The sequence below is a fragment of the Curtobacterium sp. MCSS17_008 genome, assembly GCF_003234185.1.
Classification (GTDB): domain Bacteria; phylum Actinomycetota; class Actinomycetes; order Actinomycetales; family Microbacteriaceae; genus Curtobacterium.
The window spans coordinates 551451-568532 of the sequence record NZ_QKSM01000001.1 but is presented as its reverse complement, the minus strand read 5'-3'; the positions used below and the strand labels follow the sequence as shown (position 1 = coordinate 568532).

Below are 17082 nucleotides of genomic sequence, written 5' to 3'. Positions count from 1 at the left end.
AAGCGGGGCTGCTCACCGAGTGAGCGCCGGATGAGTGGGAAGGCGAAGAGGAATTCGGGGGATCGTCCACAGTGAGAGTCATCGTACTGGGTGAGCGGTGTCGGAGCCGAGAGGACGTACAGGGAGCGCCCCGCGCCGCTCCCCACCGGCACGGCCGGGACGGCGTGGGCCCGGTCCGATGTCGGCTGACCGGACGGGAGGCGCGGAGCACGCTGGGCGTGCCTGCCTACGCCGTGACGCGGGCCCGGTGGTACTGCTGCGGCTCGTAGTCGACCGCCACGCCGAGCTCGGCGGCTGCGCGCAGGGCGAAGGACGGGTCGCGGAGGAACTCGCGGCCGACCATGACGACGTCGGCCTGGCCGGTGGCGACGATCTGCTCGGCCTGGAAGGCGGTCGAGATCATGCCGACCGCGATCGTGCCGATGCCGGCCTCGCGGCGGACGGTCTCGGCGAAGGGCACCTGGTAGCCGGGGCCGACCGGGATCGAGGCCTTCGCGACGTTGCCGCCGGTCGACACGTCGGCCAGGTCGGCGCCGTGCTCGGCGGCCCAGCGGGCGACCTGGACGGTCTCGTCGAGCGTGAGGCCGCCGTCGACCCAGTCGGTGGCGGAGAACCGGACGACCACGGGGAAGCCCTCGCCGACCTCGGCGCGCACGGCGTCGATGCTCTCGAGCAGGGCCCGTGCGCGGTTCTCGAGCGAGCCGCCGTACGCGTCGGTGCGGTGGTTGCTCAGCGGCGACAGGAACTGGTGCAGCAGGTACCCGTGCGCGGCGTGCAGTTCGACCAGGTCGAAGCCGGCCTCGACGGCGCGGCGTGCGGCGGCGGCGAAGGCCAGCGCCACCACACGGATGTCCTCGGTCTCGAGCTCGCGCGGCACCGCGTAGCCGTCGAAGGCGACGGCGGACGGGGCGACGGTCTGCCAGCCGCCCTCGGCGTCGGGCACGGTGCCCTGGACGTCGTTCCACGGCCGGTACGTGGACGCCTTGCGGCCGGCGTGCGCTAGCTGGATGCCGGCCGCGGCGCCCTGCGCGTGCAGGAAGTCGACGATCGGACGGAAGGCGTCGCGCTGCTCGTCGTTCCAGATGCCGACGTCGTGCGGGGTGATCCGCCCCTCGGGCACGACCCCCGCCGCCTCGACGACCACCGCGCCCGCACCGCCCTTGGCGAACCCGCCGAGGTGCACGAGGTGCCACGGTGTCGGGACGCCGTCCTGCTGCTCGACCGAGTACTGGCACATCGGCGAGACCCAGATCCGGTTGCGGACGGTGAGGTCGCGGATGGTGATCGGTTCGAACAGGGCGTGCGTCACGCGGGTGCTCCTTCGGCGGTCCGTGCCGCCAGGTCCAGCAGGAAGGTCCGCAGGGCGGCAGGCGACGTGTAGTGGTGGCCGACCGCCCCGATCGCGTCCGCGCCGGTGGCGTTCTCGGCCCTGTTGTCGACGAACACCATCTGCTCGGGCGTGATTCCCAGTCGCTCGCACGTGGTGCGGTAGATGGACGGGTCCGGCTTCAGGACGTGCTCCTCGGCGCTCACCACGACGGTCTCGAAGAGCGAGCCCATCGGCGACCGTCGGTACGGGTCGCCGAAGTCGAAGCCCGCGTTCGACAGGAGGGCGAGGCGCGTGCCGGCGTCGTGCAGCTCCTCGACGATCGCGAGGGCCTCGGGGTCCACCTCGAACCAGCCGGTGAAGTCGACGGCCCAGAAGCGGTGGATGTCGGTGAGGCTCCAGTCCCGCCCGGTCCGCGCGGCGACCGCCCGCCAGTACTCGACGACGGACAGGTCACCGCGGTCGAGGTCGTGCCGGAGCTCCTGGTACACGGGGAGCAGCTCGTCCGCCGGCACGCCGGTCATCGCGACGAGGGCGTCCCACGCGCCGTGCGGCGTCCTGCTGATCACCTCGCCGTAGTCGAAGACCACCACGCGACCGGGCAGGAACAGGCTCATGCGGTCCACCGTAACGTGGCGGTCGTGAACGACTCCGCCCCCTTCGCACCCGCCGACGCCGCAGCCTGGACCACCGCTCCGCACCGTGAGTCCACCAAGTACCGACGGGGCGTCCTCGGCGTCGCGACGGGCTCCGACCGCTACCCGGGAGCGGCCGTCATGGGCGTCGACGCGGCCGTGCACACCGGCGTCGGCATGGTCCGCTACGTCGGTCCCGACCGGGCGACCGACCACGTGCTCACCCGTCGGCCCGAGGTGGTCTCCGGAGTCGGGCGCGTGCAGGCCTGGCTCGTCGGCTCCGGGATCTCCGCCGGTTCCCTCGACGAGCTCGACCCGTCCACGGCGGAGGCCTTCCGACACGCCTCGGACGACGGGGTGCCGGTCGTCGTCGACGCCGGGGCGATCCCGCTCGTCGACCTCGGCCCGCTGGCGGTGCTGACGCCACACGCGGGGGAGCTCGCCCCGGTCATCGACGCCGAGCGTGCCGACGTCGAGCGCGACCCGGCGGACGCCGCCCTCCGTGCCGCCGTGGCGACGGGCAGCGTGGTACTCCTCAAGGGGGAGGCGACGCACGTGGCGACACCCGACGGGTCGGTCCGGCTCGTGGCGTCGTCGGCGACCCCCTGGCTCGCGGCGGCTGGCGCCGGTGACGTGCTCGGCGGGGTGCTCGGCGCCCTCGTCGCGACGCGGCAGGGCGCAGCGGAGGCGGCCGGCGGGACGCTGTCGCCGTCGGACCTCGCACACCTCGCCGCGTCGGCTGCGGTCGTGCACGGGGTCGCGGCCCGACGGGCATCGCGTGGTGGGCCCTTCACGATGACGGCGCTCGTCGAGCAGCTGCCCGGCGTCGTCCGCGACCTGGTCGTGGAGGGCGACGCTCGGAGCGAGTAGGGGTGCACCCCGGCGCACCTCGTCGAGGCGACCAGACGCCGGACGGGAGGCCCGTGCCGGCCCGCACCGCGCCTCCCGTCCGGCGGATGCCGCGTCAGGAGGCGGGGGTGGCGTGCACCAGGAACTCGATCTCGCCCGCGTCGTCGACCTCGACGAAGCCGAGGTCGGGGGCCTGCACGCCGTAGTCCGAGAACGTGATCGGCACGGACCCCGAGACGGCGACGCCGTCCCCGTCGAGTCCGATCTGTAACGCTGCCCGGACCGGCTTCGTCACGCCGTGCAGGGTGAGCTCGCCGTCGGCCTCGACCGAGGTCGTGCCCGACCCGCTCGGCACGGCGTCAGCGACGGGCTCGGTGAGGGTGAAGGTCGCCTCGGGGAAGGCCGCGACGTCGAGAGCGGAGTCACGGAAGTAGGAGTCGCGCTGCGCCGAGTCGGTCGTGATCTCGGCCACCTGCACGGTGATGGTCGCCGCGGTGATCGAGGTGCCCTCGACCGTCGCGGAACCCGTCACGCTGTCCGTGCGGCCGGTGACCGTGACGTCGGAGCCGTTGAGCACCTCGTGGACCCGGTAGCCGGCCTCCGAGCCACCGCCGACCGTCCAGTCGCCGGACACCTGTTCCGTGTCGAGCGTCGACGGAGCGCGGGACGCACCGACGGACGGTACTGCCGAGGCCTTCGCGTTCTCGCTCGACGAGTACACGTTCGTCCCGACGGCCACACCGACGACGGCCAGCACGGCCACCAGGAGGACGACGCCGGCCCACACGAGGGGCTTCCGGGTGCCGGGGCGGGGTGGCTGACGGGGCTCTGGGGTCACGTCGAGAACGGTGACACGTCCTCCTCAGGAGTGGCTGTGGACCGCCCGCTACGCTCACACGGTGCAGCAGCGGTTCCGGTGGGTCGAGGGCGTCTCGCTCGCCGTGGTCTTCGTGCTGGTGCACGCCGTGCTGTGGTGGCTGGCGACGACGGCACCGAACCAGCCGCTCGGCGACGTCACCATCACCTACCGGCGGTGGGTCGAGGTCGGCCGGATCGACCACTCGTGGGTCGGGGTGGACTCCGACTGGGTGTACCCGGTGTTCGCGCTCGTGCCGATGGCTGCTGCGGCGCTCGGTGGCACCGCGGCGATCGCGACCGGCTGGCTCGCCCTCATGGTGCTGCTCGACGCCGTGGCCTGTGCCGTCCTCTGGCGGTTCCGTGCGTTCGGCGTGCGGGTCGTCTGGTGGTGGCTCGTGTTCCTGCTCGCGCTCGGACCCATCGCACTCGGGCGGATCGACACCGTGGCCACCGCCCTCGCCCTCGTCGGGGTGGCCTTCGTCGTGACCCGTCCGGCGGTCGCGTCGGCGCTCTTCACCGCGGCGGCGTGGACGAAGGTGTGGCCGGCCGCCCTGGTGGGCGTCCTGGTGCTGCTGCGTCGAGGACACCGCGGCGCCGTCGTGACCGGTGCCCTCGTCGTGACCGGGCTGATCGTGCTCGTCGACGTGCTCTACGGCGGCGCGGCGCACCTGCTGTCCTTCGTCACCGAGCAGAGCGACCGCGCACTGCAGATCGAGGCGCCGCTCGCGACGCCCTTCATGTGGGCGGCGGCGCTCGGGGCGCCGGGGGCGGGCGTGTACTACAACCGGGAGATCCTGACGTTCGAGGTGTCCGGCGCGGGCACCCACGCCGCGGCTGCGCTGTCGACGCCGCTGATGGCGGTCCTGGTGGTCGGCGGCGTCCTCCTCGCCCTGCTCGCGGTGCGGCGGGGTGCCCGTCGTCCCGAGGTCGCGCCGATCCTCGCGCTGCTGTTCGTCGCGGCGCTCATCGCGGTGAACAAGGTGGGGTCGCCGCAGTACGTCGGGTGGTACGCCGTGCCGGTCGTCTGGGGGCTCGTCGCCGGACGTCCGAGCGCGCGGCGCTTCCTGCCCGTCGCGATCGGGGTGCTGCCCCTGGCGCTGTTGACCCAGGTGGTCTACCCGGGGTTCTACGACGAACTCCTCGCGGTGCACACCTGGACGGTGTTCGTGCTCACGGTGCGGAACGTCCTCGAGGTCGCCGTGCTCGTCTGGGCGGTCGTCGTGCTGGTGCGGCTCGCGCGGCATTCGCCAGGGCGTCGGGGCTGGCTCTCGTCCGGCCGTTCGTCGGGCCGCTCGTCGGAGCCGGCGTCCGAGCCATCGGTGCGCCGAGGGGCCGACCGGGGCAGGATGGACGCATGATCGTCGCGTTCTCCGTCGCTCCGTCCGGTGGTCCCTCGGCGTCCTCGGACGGGTCCGTGCACGATGCGGTGGCCGCCGCGGTGCGGGTCGTCCGCGAGTCCGGGTTGCCGAACCGCACCTCGTCGATGTTCACCGAGGTCGAGGGGGAGTGGGACGAGGTCATGGACGTCGTCAAGCGCGCCACCGAGGCCGTCGGCGCCTACGGCACCCGGGTGTCCCTCGTGCTCAAGGCCGACATCCGTCCGGGCCACACGGGGGAGATCGAGGGGAAGCTCGAGCGGCTCGAGGCGGCGCTCGGCGAGTAGGGCGGGCGCGCTCAGGGGTACATGCGGGCGTTGTTGCGATCGTACGCTGGCTGCAAGGTGCAGGACACGCCGAGCGCCTCCCCGTGATGTCGGTGGTCGGGTGTCTCATGGTCCGCATCGAGCCGCACCGGTGGCTCGGGACGACCCGGACGACGACGAGGAGCGCGTGATGATGCACGACGGCTGGTGCCCCGACTGCGACCTGCAGACGGTCGTCATCGACAGTGACGAGCAGGGCGGCAACGCCTGGGCGAGCTGCACCGAGTGCGGGTCCGGGTGGGTCCACCGCGACGATCTGCCCGAACCGGTGGCGCTCGGCTCCGCGAGCGAGGACCGCCGCGCGGCCTGAGGCCTGTCCCGCCGCGGCGAAGCCGTCCACGCCGATCGGTGATCCGACGGCCGATGTCGAATCGATTCGGCCCGTCGTCTTCCGTCGGCCGTTTGGAGCGGTCTACACTGCTCGGACCGGGCCGCTCCAGGTGTGCCCGGATCGTTCGACGCCGAACACGGACCGACCCTGCTGCCGTCCGCCCGTCGCATCGCTGAGGTGCGTGGGCCGGAGCAGTGGGACCGCGTGGTGACGACGGGGCGGTCCGGATGACGAACCGGAGGCCATCCGGAACCCGGCCTCCTCCGCCCGCCCCGCTCCTCCCGATCCAGACAGGTCGTATGACGCTCACCACGCCGACGCAGCGCGCGTTCGCCCTCATCGCCCTCGCCCTCGGTGGCTTCGCCATCGGGTCGACCGAGTTCGTCGCGATGGGCCTGCTGCCGAACATCGCCGAAGCCCTGTTGCCCGCGCAGTACGCGGCCGATCCCGCCGCCGGGGTCGCGCACGCCGGCTGGCTCGTCAGCGCCTACGCACTCGGCGTCGTGGTGGGCGCGCCGACGATCGCGGCGATCTCCGCGACCTTCCCGCGCAAGGGGCTGATCCTCGTGCTGCTCGTCGGCTTCGTGGTGGCGACGGTCGCGAGCGCGGTGCTGCCGAACTTCGGGCTGGTGCTCGTCGCGCGCTTCGTCGCCGGGCTGCCGCACGGCGCCTACTTCGGCATCGCGTCGATCGTCGCTGGCGAGATCATGGGACCCGGCAAGCGCGGCAAGGGCATCGCGATGGTGATGCTCGGCCTGTCGATCGCCAACGTCGTCGGCGTGCCCGCGATCACCTGGATCGGGCAGAACGCCGGCTGGCGGATCGCGTACGGCGTCGTCTCGCTCCTGTTCGCGCTGACCTTCCTCGCCGTCGCGGCGTTCGTCCCGCGCAGCGCCGCCGACGAGCACGCGACGATCGGGCGAGAACTCCGAGCCTTCCGGTCACCGCAGGTCTGGATCGTGATGGGGCTCGGCGCGGTCGGGTTCGGCGGCTTCTTCGCCGTGTACTCGTACATCTCGCCGCTCGTGCAGAACGTGACGGGGCTGCCGGAGTCCGCCGTGCCGATCGTGCTGGTCGTGGTCGGGCTCGGCATGGTCGTGGGCGGGGTCCTCGGCGGGCACCTCGCCGACCGGAGCGTCAAGCGCACGATCTACATCGGCATGCTGGCGCTCATCGGCGCCCTGCTCGTGACGGTCTTCACCGCGCAGTGGGTGTGGGGTGTCTTCCTCGGTGCGTTCCTGCTGGGGGCGACCTCGTCGGCGATCCCGCCGGCGGTGCAGTCGCGCCTGATGGACGTCGCCGGTGACGCCCGGACGATCGCGGCGGCGCTGAACCACTCGGCGTTCAACATCGGGAACTCGCTCGGCGCAGCGCTCGGTGGGGCGGTCATCGCCGCCGGGTTCGGGTTCCTGGCCCCGGCGTGGCTCGGCATCGTGCTCGCCCTGCTCGGTCTGCTCGTGACCATGGTCAGCTACGGCGTCGAGCGGCGGTCGGTCCGCCGTGCCGCGCTGCGCGCGTCGTCGCCGTCGACCGGGCCGATCACGGCGCCGGTGCCCACGGTCTGACGCGGCGCGCGCCGTCGACGCTGCGCGACCGCTCCCGTCGATGGAGCAGGAGCTGTCGGGTGGGCGGACCGGACCTGACATCGTCTGCTCCACCGACGGGGTGACGGGGTGCTGCGCGCCGACCGGCTGACGCACCCACACGACGGACGGGAGGCCCGTGGCGGTGTCGCCACGGGCCTCCCGTCCGTCGTGTGGGTGCGGTCACAGCCCGACCGGGCTGCCGTCCTGCACGATGATGCCGTCGGTGATGGCGCGCTTTCGCAGCGCGACCTTCGTGCCGACGTCGAAGCCCGCAACGCGGTACTTCTCTCGGATGCGCTTGAGGTAGCTCTTGGCGGTCTCCTCGGAGATGCCGAGCTGGTAGGCGACGCTCTTCACGGGCTCGCCGCCGCCGTACAGCGCCATGACGCGGCGCTCCTGCGCGCTGAGCTTCGGGACGCCACCGACGTCGCCGCTGTTGATCGCGAGGTCGAGCTCGGCGGAGACGTACTGCTCGCCGCGCTGCGCCGCGCGGATCGCCTCGACGATCATGTCGGCGTCCTCGCTCTTGACGAGGTAGCCGAGGGCCCCGGAGGCCAGGGCCTCGCGGACGACGTTCGGCTCGGAGTAGGTGCTCATGACCACGGTCTTCACGCCGGCGGTCTTCAGCGTCGAGATCTTCAGCGAGACCGGGATCGAGTCCTTGAGGTCGAGGTCGAGCAGCACGACGTCGACCGGGAAGGCGGGGCTCGTGAGGAGCTCGGGCCAGGTCGTGACGGCGGCGACGAGCGTGATGTCGTCGGCGGCGCTGCGGATCCACTCCGTCAGTGCGCCGAGCAGCATCCGGTGGTCGTCGACGAGCGCGAGTCGGATCGGTTCCTCTGGAGTCGCCATCAGGCGTCCTTTCTCGAAGGCGGTGCGTGGCCGATCCTAGGTGGAGGGACCGTGCGGGCCGGACAGGCTGACCGGGTGTCCCGGAGTTCTGGTCCCGTCACATCGACGGGTGCCGGTCGACGACGCAGTGCGAGACCACGCGGAGCACACCGTCACGCACCGAGTCGGTGGAGGGACCGATGCGCTGCAGCGCGCTCCAGGCGGTCGGACCGAGACGGCGTCGCGGCACCCCGCGCGACTCGAACACGATCGGCACGTCCATCCGCTCGTCGGACACCGGGTGTCCGTCCGAACCGATCGGGCCGAGGGTCACCGAGACGACCGGGACGCCCGGCTGGGTCGCCCGCCCGTCGCCCACCATCTGCCACAGCGCCTGCAGCAGGCCGTCGCGCTGCGCCGGCGACAGGTGCCCGGCGAGCGACTGGGGGTCGGCGACGCTGACCGAGCGACCGAGGTGGTCCGACTCGGTGATCGCGTGGTAGAGCCAGGTCTCACGGCGCCCCTCGATCAGGTGGAGTCGGAGTTCCGTGGCGAGGGACGCGGCGACCGACGCCGAGGCGTCCGAGAGCGGCAGCGGGTCGGAGCCGTTCGCGACCGCGTCGAGGAGCTTCTCGGCGGCGAGGTCGAGGCGTGCGAGCTCGTCGGAGGCGAGCATGCCGACGGCGAACTGCGGCGCTTGGACGTTGCTCTGCACGAGCACCCGGTCGAGTTCCCGTTGCACGAGCTGCCGGAACCGGTGCACGACGAACAGCGAGATCGACGGGGGCACCACCACGAGTGCGAGCAGCGAGACGATGCCGGGCAGGGTCTCCGGGGTGATGGGCGTCGACACCGCTGCCATCACGGCGAACGCGAGCCCGAGCACGCCGACCGCGGTGCCGACCTCGCGGGCCGGTCGGAGCGCGGCGACGGGCAGCAGTGCGAACCCGGCGGCGACGGACGCGCTGGCGGTGTGGGCGATGTCGCGCTCGGGGAAGATCCCGACGAAGTCGAGGGTCACCACGCAGGCGAGGACCGCGCAGATGAGTGCGAACGCCGTGCCGGTCAACCGCTCGCCGTAGGTCATCAGGCTGAGCCCGACGCCGATGGCCGCCACGATGTACAGCGCCCACGCGGCCGCGGGCAGCCAGGGGTCGGAGTACTCGGGCAGGCGGACGAGGAAGAAGACGATGCCCGCGACGGCCTCGATCCCGGCGAGGATCGCGGCTCCGAGGCCGAGGTACCCGGCGCCGAGTGACGCACCCGGTTTGGCCGCCTGGCGGAGCGACCGGGCCCCCGTCGACGTCGACGGCAGCCCGCGGGCCTGGCGCCGTTCGCTGCCGCGGTAGCGCTCACGCGCCTCCCGGCGGGTGCGCGGGGCAGGCTGGACGGTGTCGCCCGGGAGCCCGCGGGTGATCGTGTCCTCGGGGATGCCGGTCATCGGGGAGCCTCCAGGACGACGGTGGTGCCCGATCCGGGGGCGGAGAAGAGCTTCGCGTCGCCGCCGACCTCACGGAGACGGCTCACGACGCTCTCCTTGAAGCCGAGGCGCTCGGGACTGACGGCCTCGAGGTCGAACCCCACGCCGGAGTCGGTCACCATGGCCCGCACGGTCTCCTGGTCGTGCACGATCGTGACGTGGGCCTCGCCGACACCGGCGTGGCGGCGGACGTTCTCCAGGCACTCGCCGAGCGCGAGCAGGAACGCGTCGAGCACGTTCGACGGCAGCAGCACCTGGCCGGTGCCGTGCCAGCTCACCTCGAGCCCCATGCGGCCGAAGCGCTGCTTGACGGACTCGAGGGTCTGTCCGAGCGGTGACTCCTCGACACGGGTGAGGGAGTAGTCGCCGGACTGCTGCGGTTGCGGGGTCGCACCGAGGCGGAGGTGGCGGAGGAGCCGGGCGTCCTCCGCCGCCTGCTCGCGCATCGCCTGCTCGGAGACGCCGACGCCGGAGTGGGCGAGCAGGGTCAGCGTCGCGAGCACCGTGTCGTGCAGGAGCCGCGCGCCCTGTCGACGCTGCGCCTCGGTCTCGCTCGCCTGTCGCTCGGCGCGGTGGGCGGTGCCGATGCTCTGGATCCGGCGGGCGACCCGAGGGATGCTCCTGGCGATCCACACCGAGACGACGGCGACCAGCACCCATCCGAGCGCGACGCCCGCTGCTGCGCCCGAGAGCACGCTGCCGGAGGCCCAGACGACGGCACCGATCGCGGCGATCCCGGCGGTGATGGTCATCGCGAGCCCGAGCGGCGCCCCGCGCTGCGCCATGAGCGGCGCGGACAGGGAGCCCGCGGCCAGCGGCACCACGGCGCTCGCGACGACGTCGCGGGTGTCCGGGTCTGCGCCGAGGAGCAGCAGGGCGAGGGCGCCGAGTCCGGCGGCGAGCGCGAGGGCCGTCCACCAGACGGAGCCGTTCGTCCCGAACACGAGCAGGGCGGCGATGAGCACCGCGATGCAGGCGAGCGCGCCGAGCAACGGGAGCAGGGGCACGGCGAGCGAGCTGATGATGCCGACGACGGAGACCAGCGCGCACGTGACGCCGACGACACGGGTGGTCGACCGCAGCAAGCGGTCGCGTTCCTGTGCGATGAAGTCCATCGATGTCCTGGTTGGTGACGTCAGTTCGTGTTCGGTGGGTGTCCGGCGGGAAACCGAGCCCCGGTCAGGGCTCCCGACGCCATCATTCCACGCGCGCCACCCGTTGGGGGGTGTTCGGCGCGCGGTGCCGTCCGGATGGCTCGGAACGACCGCCGGGCGCGGCGCGGCACCGCCGCCCGGCGCGCTCGACACTGCCGCCCGCGTGGCTGCTCAGTCGAGCAGACGTCGCAGGTGCGCGCCCACCGCTTCGTGCTCGATGAGGAACCCGTCGTGCCCGAACTCGCTGTCGAGCACCGCGGCGCGGTCCCCGTCGAGCGTGTCCGGCACACCGGCGGCGATCCGGTGCTGGTCCTCGAGCGGGAACAGCCGGTCGCTCGACACGCCGAGCACGAGGGTCCGTGCGGACACGAGTCCGAGCGCCGCCGACACGCCACCGCGACCGGCTCCGACGTCGTGCGAGTCCATGGCGTGGGTGAGCGCCACGTACGACGAGGCGTCGAACCGCCGGGTGAACCGGTTCCCGTGGAAGTCGAGGTAGCTCTCCACCGAGAACCGTCCGTCGTCGCCGAGGGGGGAGACGTCGCTCTGCCACGACCGGGCGAACCTGCCGTTGAGCTCGTCCGGCGCCCGGTAGGTCATGAGTGCCATCCGGCGGGCGAGCGACAGACCGCGGTGCGGGCCCTCGCCGGCCTCGGCCTCGTAGTAGTCACCGCCGTTGTACGCGGGGTCGGTCTGGATCGCGGCGCGCTGCAGGGAGTTCGCCGCGATCTGGTCCGCGGTGGTCTGCGCCGTGGACGCGAGGACGGCGAGCCTGGCGACCCGGGAGGGGTGTGCGATCGCGAACTCGAGCGCGTGCATGCCGCCCATGGAGCCACCGACGACGGCCGCGAAGACGTCGATGCCGAGCAGGTCGGCCAGCTGCACCTGCACGGCGACCTGGTCTCGCACCGTGACGAACGGGAAGCGCGAGCCCCACTCGAGACCGTCCGGCGCCACCGACGACGGTCCGGTCGTGCCCTGGCACCCGCCGAGCATGTTCGGCGCGACGACGTACCACCGGTCGGTGTCGATCGCCCGGCCCGGTCCGACGACGTCGCCCCACCAGCCGGCCGTCCGGTGCCCGGGACCGGCCGGACCGGCGACGTGCGAGTCGCCGGTCATCGCGTGCAGGAGCAGGACCGCGTTGTCCCGCTCCGCGTTCAGCTCGCCCCACGTCTCGTACGCCACGCGCACGGACGGGATCCGGCCGCCGCGCACCCACTGCTCGCCGAGTGCGGCGAACTGCCGCGCACCGGGGTGGTCACCGGGGCGCCAGGCGCCCGTGACGGGCGGCTTGCCGAGCGTCCCCAGCTCGGTCCCGGGCACGAGGGTGGACGGGACCGAGTCCTCGGGGATCGTCTGCCAGTCCATCGCGTCCAGTCTGCCGGGAGGCGCGCCCCACCTCCGCCGTGTTACGTCACGACGGTACGTCCGGGCCGCTCCCGTGACACGCGACGTCGGCGGTCCCTCGCAGCGGTACTGCGCTGCGGGGAACCGCCGACGTTGCGTCGTGCGAGCCCGGTGGGCGGGGTGCTACGCCCGCAGGCCCTCCTGCGAGACCGCACGCGCCGCCGCGAGCCCCGCCTCGAGGTCGGCGCGCAGGTCCTCGACGTTCTCGATCCCGACCGAGAGACGCACGAGCCCGGGGGTGACCCCGGTCGTCAGCTGCTGCTCGGGAGTGAGCTGCGAGTGCGTCGTCGATGCCGGGTGGATGACGAGCGAGCGCACGTCCCCGATGTTGGCCAGGTGCGAGAACAGCCGGAGCTCGTCGACGAACGCCTTGCCCGCCGGCACGCCGCCCTTGAGTTCGAACGACAGCACGGCTCCGACCCCGCGCGGCGCGTACTTCGTCGCGGCCGCGTACCACGGCGACGTCGGCAGGCCGGCGTACGACACCGACGCCACGTCCGGGTGCCGGTCGAGCCACTCGGCGATCTCCTGCGCGTTCGACACGTGCCGCTCGATGCGCAGCGACAGCGTCTCGATGCCCTGCAGGAGCGCGAACGCCGTGTCCGGCGAGTTCGACGCCCCGAGGTCGCGGAGCAGCTGCACCCGCGCCTTCACCACGTACGCGAGCTCGTTGCCGACCGCCTGCGCGAACACCGCGCCGTGGTACGAGGGGTCGGGGGAGTTGAACTCCGGGAAGCGCTCGGCGTGCTCCGACCACGCGAAGCGCCCGCCGTCGACGATGACTCCGCCGATGACCGTGCCGTGTCCGCCGAGGAACTTCGTCGCCGAGTGCACGACGATGTCGGCACCGTGCTCGAACGGGCGGATGAGGTACGGCGTCGCGATCGTGTTGTCGACGATGAGCGGCACCCCGTTCTCGTGCGCGACGCTGCTCACCCCGGTGATGTCGAGGACGTTGATCCGCGGGTTCCCGATCGTCTCCGCGAAGAACAGCTTCGTGTTCGGGCGGACGGCGCGGCGCCACTCCTCGAGGTCGTCCTGGTCCTCGACGAAGGTCGTCTCGATGCCGAGCTTCGCCAGCGTGTACTTGAACAGGTTGTAGGTGCCGCCGTAGATCGACGACGACGAGACGATGTGGTCACCGGCACCCGCGATGTTGAGCACCGCGTACGTCTCGGCGGCCTGACCGCTGGACACCAGGAGCGCGCCCGTGCCGCCCTCGAGCGCGGCGATCCGCTGCTCCACGACGTCGTTGGTCGGGTTCATGATCCGCGAGTAGATGTTGCCCGGCTGCGCCAGGGCGAACAGGTCGCGCGCGTGGTCGGAGTTCTCGAACACGTACGAGGTCGTCTTGTAGATCGGCGTCGCCCGCGCTCCGGTCGTCGGGTCGGGCTGCGCGCCGGCGTGGACCTGCGCGGTCTCGAACCGCCAGGCGGCGGCGTCGTTCGTGCTCATCGGTGCTCCTGTCGGGTTCGGTCCGTCCTCGGGTCGCACCTGCCGGACCGGAGGCCCGCGGCAGCACTGCGACGGTCGTCACGGTACGCAGGTGACCGGGCGGGCACCAGCGTGCGTGACGTCGGACGTAACGCGCCCTGCGCAGGGATCCCGCGCCTCCCGGCTGCCGGCGGCCGCGTCAGCGGTCGACCGCGTCCTTCCGGAACAGCCAGTCGACCTTCGGCTCGAGCAACCAGCGCATCCCGCGGCGCACGAACGGCTGCGCCAGGAACAGGCTCACCGCGCAGGCGACCGCGACCATGAGCAGCACGTACGGCCACGCCGAGTGCTCGCCCGCCAGGACCCCGGACTCGCGGATCGGGTACAGGACGAACGTGTGGAGCAGGTAGACGTACATCGTCGCGGCGCCGAAGCGCGTGATCCACACCGTCCGACGGGGGACCAGCAGCAGGAACGAGGCCGTCAGGAGCGTCGCGAGCAGCACGAGCCCGAGCCGGACGCCGCCGGCCCACCAGGCGTCCTCGCCGAGGCCCGAGTACGAGTCGTCGTAGAAGAACCAGTGGTGCAGGTCGAAGTCCTTGAACTGCGGGATGAACAGCAGGCACGCCACCGCCCACACGGCGAAGACCGCCGCGGCCGCCACGCGGAGCCGGACGACGACCCGCCGCGGGGCCTCGTACCAGCGGTCGAACACGCCCCACTGCTTCACCTGCCAGCCGAGCAGGAAGAACGGCAGCAGGCTGATCGCCCGGCCGAGCGAGAACGTGGAGTCGACGTTGTCGAGGTAGCCCACGCCGACGCTGAGCACGACCGCCCACACGAGCGGCGCCCGCAGGATCGCGAGGTACGGCAGGATCAGCCGGAAGATCCCGAGGGCGAGCAGGAACCAGAGGGTCCAGGTCGGCTTCGTCGGGTTGAAGTCCTTGCCGCCCTCGACGATCGCCTGCACCACCGTCCAGATCGTCTGCATGACGACGTACGGCACCACGATGTCCGTGAAGGTCCGTCGCATCCGGGTCGCGGTGGGCGTGGCCGCGGACGAGAAGTACCCGCTGATGACACCGAACGCGGGCATGTGGAACGCGTAGATGAACGTGTACAACGCGAGGGCGTGCTCGCTGCCGGCGGTCTGCCGCTGGATGGCGTGACCGATCACGACGAGCGTGACCGCCACGAAGCGCGCGGTGTCCCACATCGGGATGCGGCGCGGCGACCGCCCCGGCTCGAGCGTGGTCGCCGGAGCGGAGGGCGCTGGGGGAGCGGCGTCCGTCGTCATGGCCGGTCACGTTACCGGATCGTGACCTCTGCGGTCGGTACGGTGGTGGCCGACACCACCTGGAGGAGCCCATGGCAGCACGTCCCGACACCACCGAGCGGCTCGCCGTCGTCACCGGCGCGAGCTCGGGCATCGGCGCGGCCACCGTCCGCCTGTTCCGCGAGCGCGGTTGGCAGGTCCTGGCCGTGGCCCGGCGACAGGAGAAGCTCGAGGCGCTCGCCGCGGAGACCGGGGCAGCGTCCCTGGTCGCGGACGTCACCGACGCGGACGCCGTCGCGGCGCTCGCCGCGTGGGTCGAGGAGGCCGGCGGGGCGGACGTCCTCGTCAACAACGCCGGAGGGGCCCTCGGTTCGGCGAGCGTCGAGGAGTCCGACGTCGAGGACTGGCGCGCGATGTTCGAGGTGAACGTCATCGGCACGAAGCGCGTCACCGCGGCCCTGCTCCCGCAGCTCCGGCGACGCGCGGCCACCGCGGGCGTCGCGGACGTCGTCACGGTGACGAGCACCGCGGGGCACGTGGCGTACGAGAACGGCGGCGGGTACAACGCCGCCAAGTTCGCCGAGCACGCCCTGGTCGCGGCGTTGCGGCTCGAGCTGAACGGGGAGCCGCTCCGCGTGGTCGAGATCGCACCGGGGATGGTGAAGACCGACGAGTTCGCCCTGACGCGCTTCCGCGGAGACCGAACGCAGGCCGCGGCGGTGTACGCCGACGTGCCGGAGCCGCTCGTGGCCGAGGACGTCGCCGAGGCGATCGTGCACGCGGTCGAGCTCCCCGCCCACGTCAACCTGGACCTGGTCACCGTGCGACCGGTCGCCCAGTCCGCACAGCACAAGCTCGCCCGCGGGCCGCTCGCGCCCAGGAGCTAGGGCGGGCGGACGCGCGCGGCCGCGGGCCACGGGTCGCGGCGGCGGGGTCGCTGCCGGTACCGTGGGCGGATGCCGATCAGCAGCGAACCCGGGTCGACCGCGCAGGCACCCTCGACCGTGACCGTGACGAGCGGGCCCGAGGTGCTCGGCTGGTTGGAGTTCGGCGACGCGGCACGGCTGCTCGCGAAGGACGTCCTGTCGTCCGGCTTCGAGCCCGAGGTCGTCGTCGCGGTCGCCCGCGGCGGGCTGATCATCGCCGGCGCGGTGGCCTACGCGCTCGGTACGAAGGAGTGCGGTTCGATCAACGTCGAGTTCTACACCGACGTCGAGCAGCGCCTGGACGAGCCGGTGATCCTGTCGCCCGCGCTCGACGCCCCGAGCCTCGCCGGCAAGCGGGTCCTCGTGGTGGACGACGTCTCCGACTCCGGTCGGACGCTGCGCCTGGTCGTCGAGATCATCCGCAACGCCGGCGCCGACGTGCGCAGCGCGTGCCTGTACTCGAAGCCCGGCACCGTGCTCGAGCCCGACCACGTGTGGCGTCGCGTCGACGGGTGGATCACCTTCCCGTGGAGCGCCCTCGCCCCGGTGACGGCCGAGTCGTGAGCATCCACCTCGTCGGCGGGGGACCCCTCGTCGCGGCGGACGTCGCCGCCCCGTTCCTCGCCGAGGCCACGGCCCGTTCCGCAGCCGTCGGCCGGAGCGTGCCCCGCATCGCGCTGCTCTCCGTCGCCGACTCCGCCGGTGCGACGCCGTCGTCCACCGCGGACATCGCCGAGGTCCTCGGCGGCGCCCGGCAGGCCGAGGTCCTCGTGACCGAGGTCGCCGCGGGCGACGTGTTCGCGACGACCGTCCTCAGCGACGTCGACGCCCTGGTGGTCGGCGGGGGCGTCACCCCGGCGTACCTCGACGCGATCCAGCCGCTCGTCGACCAGATCCGCCTCCTCGTCTCCGACGGCCTGCCGTACCTCGGCTACTCCGCCGGCGCCATGGTCGCCGCCGACCGTGCCCTGGTCGGCGGCTGGCGCATCGGCGGTGTCGAGGTCTGCCCGCAGGAGGCGTCCGAGGGGATCGACGAGGTCGAGCTCCGCGAGGGTCTCGGACTCGTCGACCTGACGATCGACGTGCACGCCGTGCAGGCCGGCACGCTCGCCCGGCTCGTCGCCGCGGCCGAGGCCGAGTTCGTCACCGCGGGCCTGGCGATCGACGAGGACACGGCGTTGGTCGTCGGCGAGGGCGCCCTCGAGGTCCGTGGGACGGGCAGCGTCTGGCGCGTGGTCGCCGGTGACGAGTCCGTCTCCGTCGCGACCATGGGCGCCTAGGCG

At 72.7% G+C, this 17082-nt stretch carries 17 protein-coding genes; 8 read left to right on the top strand and 9 right to left on the bottom strand.

Going from position 1 to position 17082, the window contains the following annotated elements; all coding sequences use genetic code 11:
* Nucleotides 1-226: 226 nt before the first annotated feature.
* Together DEJ23_RS02600 and DEJ23_RS02595 are read right to left on the bottom strand one after the other, a co-directional pair.
* On the bottom strand, nt 227-1309 hold the full coding sequence (locus DEJ23_RS02600) for an NADH:flavin oxidoreductase/NADH oxidase (protein WP_111238664.1): 1083 nt from the start codon (nt 1307-1309) through the stop codon (nt 227-229).
* Complete coding sequence (locus DEJ23_RS02595) at nt 1306-1944, bottom strand: HAD family phosphatase (RefSeq protein WP_146240171.1); 639 nt, start codon at nt 1942-1944, stop codon at nt 1306-1308. Before DEJ23_RS02595 ends, DEJ23_RS02600 begins: the two co-directional genes overlap by 4 nt.
* 24 nt (nt 1945-1968) lie before the next feature.
* Between DEJ23_RS02595 and DEJ23_RS02590 the strand changes: the two genes are divergently transcribed.
* Nucleotides 1969-2832, top strand: a complete 864-nt coding sequence (locus tag DEJ23_RS02590; protein WP_111238751.1) for an ADP/ATP-dependent (S)-NAD(P)H-hydrate dehydratase — start codon at nt 1969-1971, stop codon at nt 2830-2832.
* Between the two features lie 94 nt (nt 2833-2926).
* On the opposite strand, the gene DEJ23_RS02585 is transcribed toward DEJ23_RS02590, so the two are convergent.
* A complete protein-coding gene (locus tag DEJ23_RS02585) occupies nt 2927-3649 on the bottom strand; it encodes a YceI family protein (RefSeq protein ID WP_258375215.1) in 723 nt (240 codons plus the stop codon).
* A 61-nt stretch (nt 3650-3710) separates the two neighbouring features.
* On the opposite strand from DEJ23_RS02585, the gene DEJ23_RS02580 reads away from it, so the two are divergent.
* From DEJ23_RS02580 to DEJ23_RS02565, 4 genes are all read left to right on the top strand, one after another.
* The gene (locus DEJ23_RS02580) at nt 3711-5027 is read left to right on the top strand and encodes a DUF2029 domain-containing protein (protein WP_111238661.1); all 1317 of its coding nucleotides are present in this window, start codon (nt 3711-3713) and stop codon (nt 5025-5027) included.
* A complete protein-coding gene (locus DEJ23_RS02575; RefSeq protein WP_111238660.1) occupies nt 5024-5332 on the top strand; it encodes a thiamine-binding protein in 309 nt (102 codons plus the stop codon). Before DEJ23_RS02580 ends, DEJ23_RS02575 begins: the two co-directional genes overlap by 4 nt.
* A gap of 130 nt (nt 5333-5462) precedes the next feature.
* A complete protein-coding gene (locus tag DEJ23_RS02570) occupies nt 5463-5681 on the top strand; it encodes a hypothetical protein (RefSeq protein ID WP_111238659.1) in 219 nt (72 codons plus the stop codon).
* A 320-nt stretch (nt 5682-6001) separates the two neighbouring features.
* Nucleotides 6002-7267, top strand: a complete 1266-nt coding sequence (locus DEJ23_RS02565; RefSeq protein ID WP_111238658.1) for an MFS transporter — start codon at nt 6002-6004, stop codon at nt 7265-7267.
* A 201-nt stretch (nt 7268-7468) separates the two neighbouring features.
* Here the strand turns inward: DEJ23_RS02565 and DEJ23_RS02560 are convergent, their stop codons facing one another.
* The 6 genes from DEJ23_RS02560 to DEJ23_RS02535 form a co-directional block, all read right to left on the bottom strand.
* Nucleotides 7469-8140 (bottom strand): response regulator transcription factor, encoded by a 672-nt coding sequence (locus tag DEJ23_RS02560; RefSeq protein WP_069710716.1) that lies wholly within the window; start codon nt 8138-8140, stop codon nt 7469-7471.
* A gap of 97 nt (nt 8141-8237) precedes the next feature.
* Nucleotides 8238-9560, bottom strand: coding sequence for a hypothetical protein (locus tag DEJ23_RS02555; protein WP_111238657.1), 1323 nt, complete (start codon nt 9558-9560; stop codon nt 8238-8240).
* A complete protein-coding gene (locus DEJ23_RS02550) occupies nt 9557-10714 on the bottom strand; it encodes a sensor histidine kinase (RefSeq protein ID WP_111238656.1) in 1158 nt (385 codons plus the stop codon). The genes DEJ23_RS02555 and DEJ23_RS02550 overlap by 4 nt, the downstream gene beginning before the upstream one ends.
* Before the next feature lie 210 nt (nt 10715-10924).
* Complete coding sequence (locus DEJ23_RS02545; RefSeq protein WP_111238655.1) at nt 10925-12124, bottom strand: homoserine O-acetyltransferase; 1200 nt, start codon at nt 12122-12124, stop codon at nt 10925-10927.
* 162 nt (nt 12125-12286) lie between these two features.
* A complete protein-coding gene (locus DEJ23_RS02540; RefSeq protein WP_111238654.1) occupies nt 12287-13618 on the bottom strand; it encodes a bifunctional o-acetylhomoserine/o-acetylserine sulfhydrylase in 1332 nt (443 codons plus the stop codon).
* 178 nt (nt 13619-13796) lie between these two features.
* On the bottom strand, nt 13797-14894 hold the full coding sequence (locus DEJ23_RS02535) for an acyltransferase family protein (RefSeq protein ID WP_111238653.1): 1098 nt from the start codon (nt 14892-14894) through the stop codon (nt 13797-13799).
* Between the two features lie 71 nt (nt 14895-14965).
* Here DEJ23_RS02535 and DEJ23_RS02530 point away from each other — a divergent pair, with 71 nt between their 5' ends.
* From DEJ23_RS02530 to DEJ23_RS02520, 3 genes are all read left to right on the top strand, one after another.
* Entirely contained in the window at nt 14966-15760 is a 795-nt protein-coding gene (locus DEJ23_RS02530) for an SDR family oxidoreductase (RefSeq protein WP_111238652.1), read from the top strand.
* A gap of 69 nt (nt 15761-15829) precedes the next feature.
* Nucleotides 15830-16363, top strand: a complete 534-nt coding sequence (locus DEJ23_RS02525) for a phosphoribosyltransferase (RefSeq protein ID WP_258375214.1) — start codon at nt 15830-15832, stop codon at nt 16361-16363.
* Complete coding sequence (locus DEJ23_RS02520) at nt 16360-17079, top strand: Type 1 glutamine amidotransferase-like domain-containing protein (protein WP_111238651.1); 720 nt, start codon at nt 16360-16362, stop codon at nt 17077-17079. The genes DEJ23_RS02525 and DEJ23_RS02520 overlap by 4 nt, the downstream gene beginning before the upstream one ends.
* Nucleotides 17080-17082: the final 3 nt, after the last annotated feature.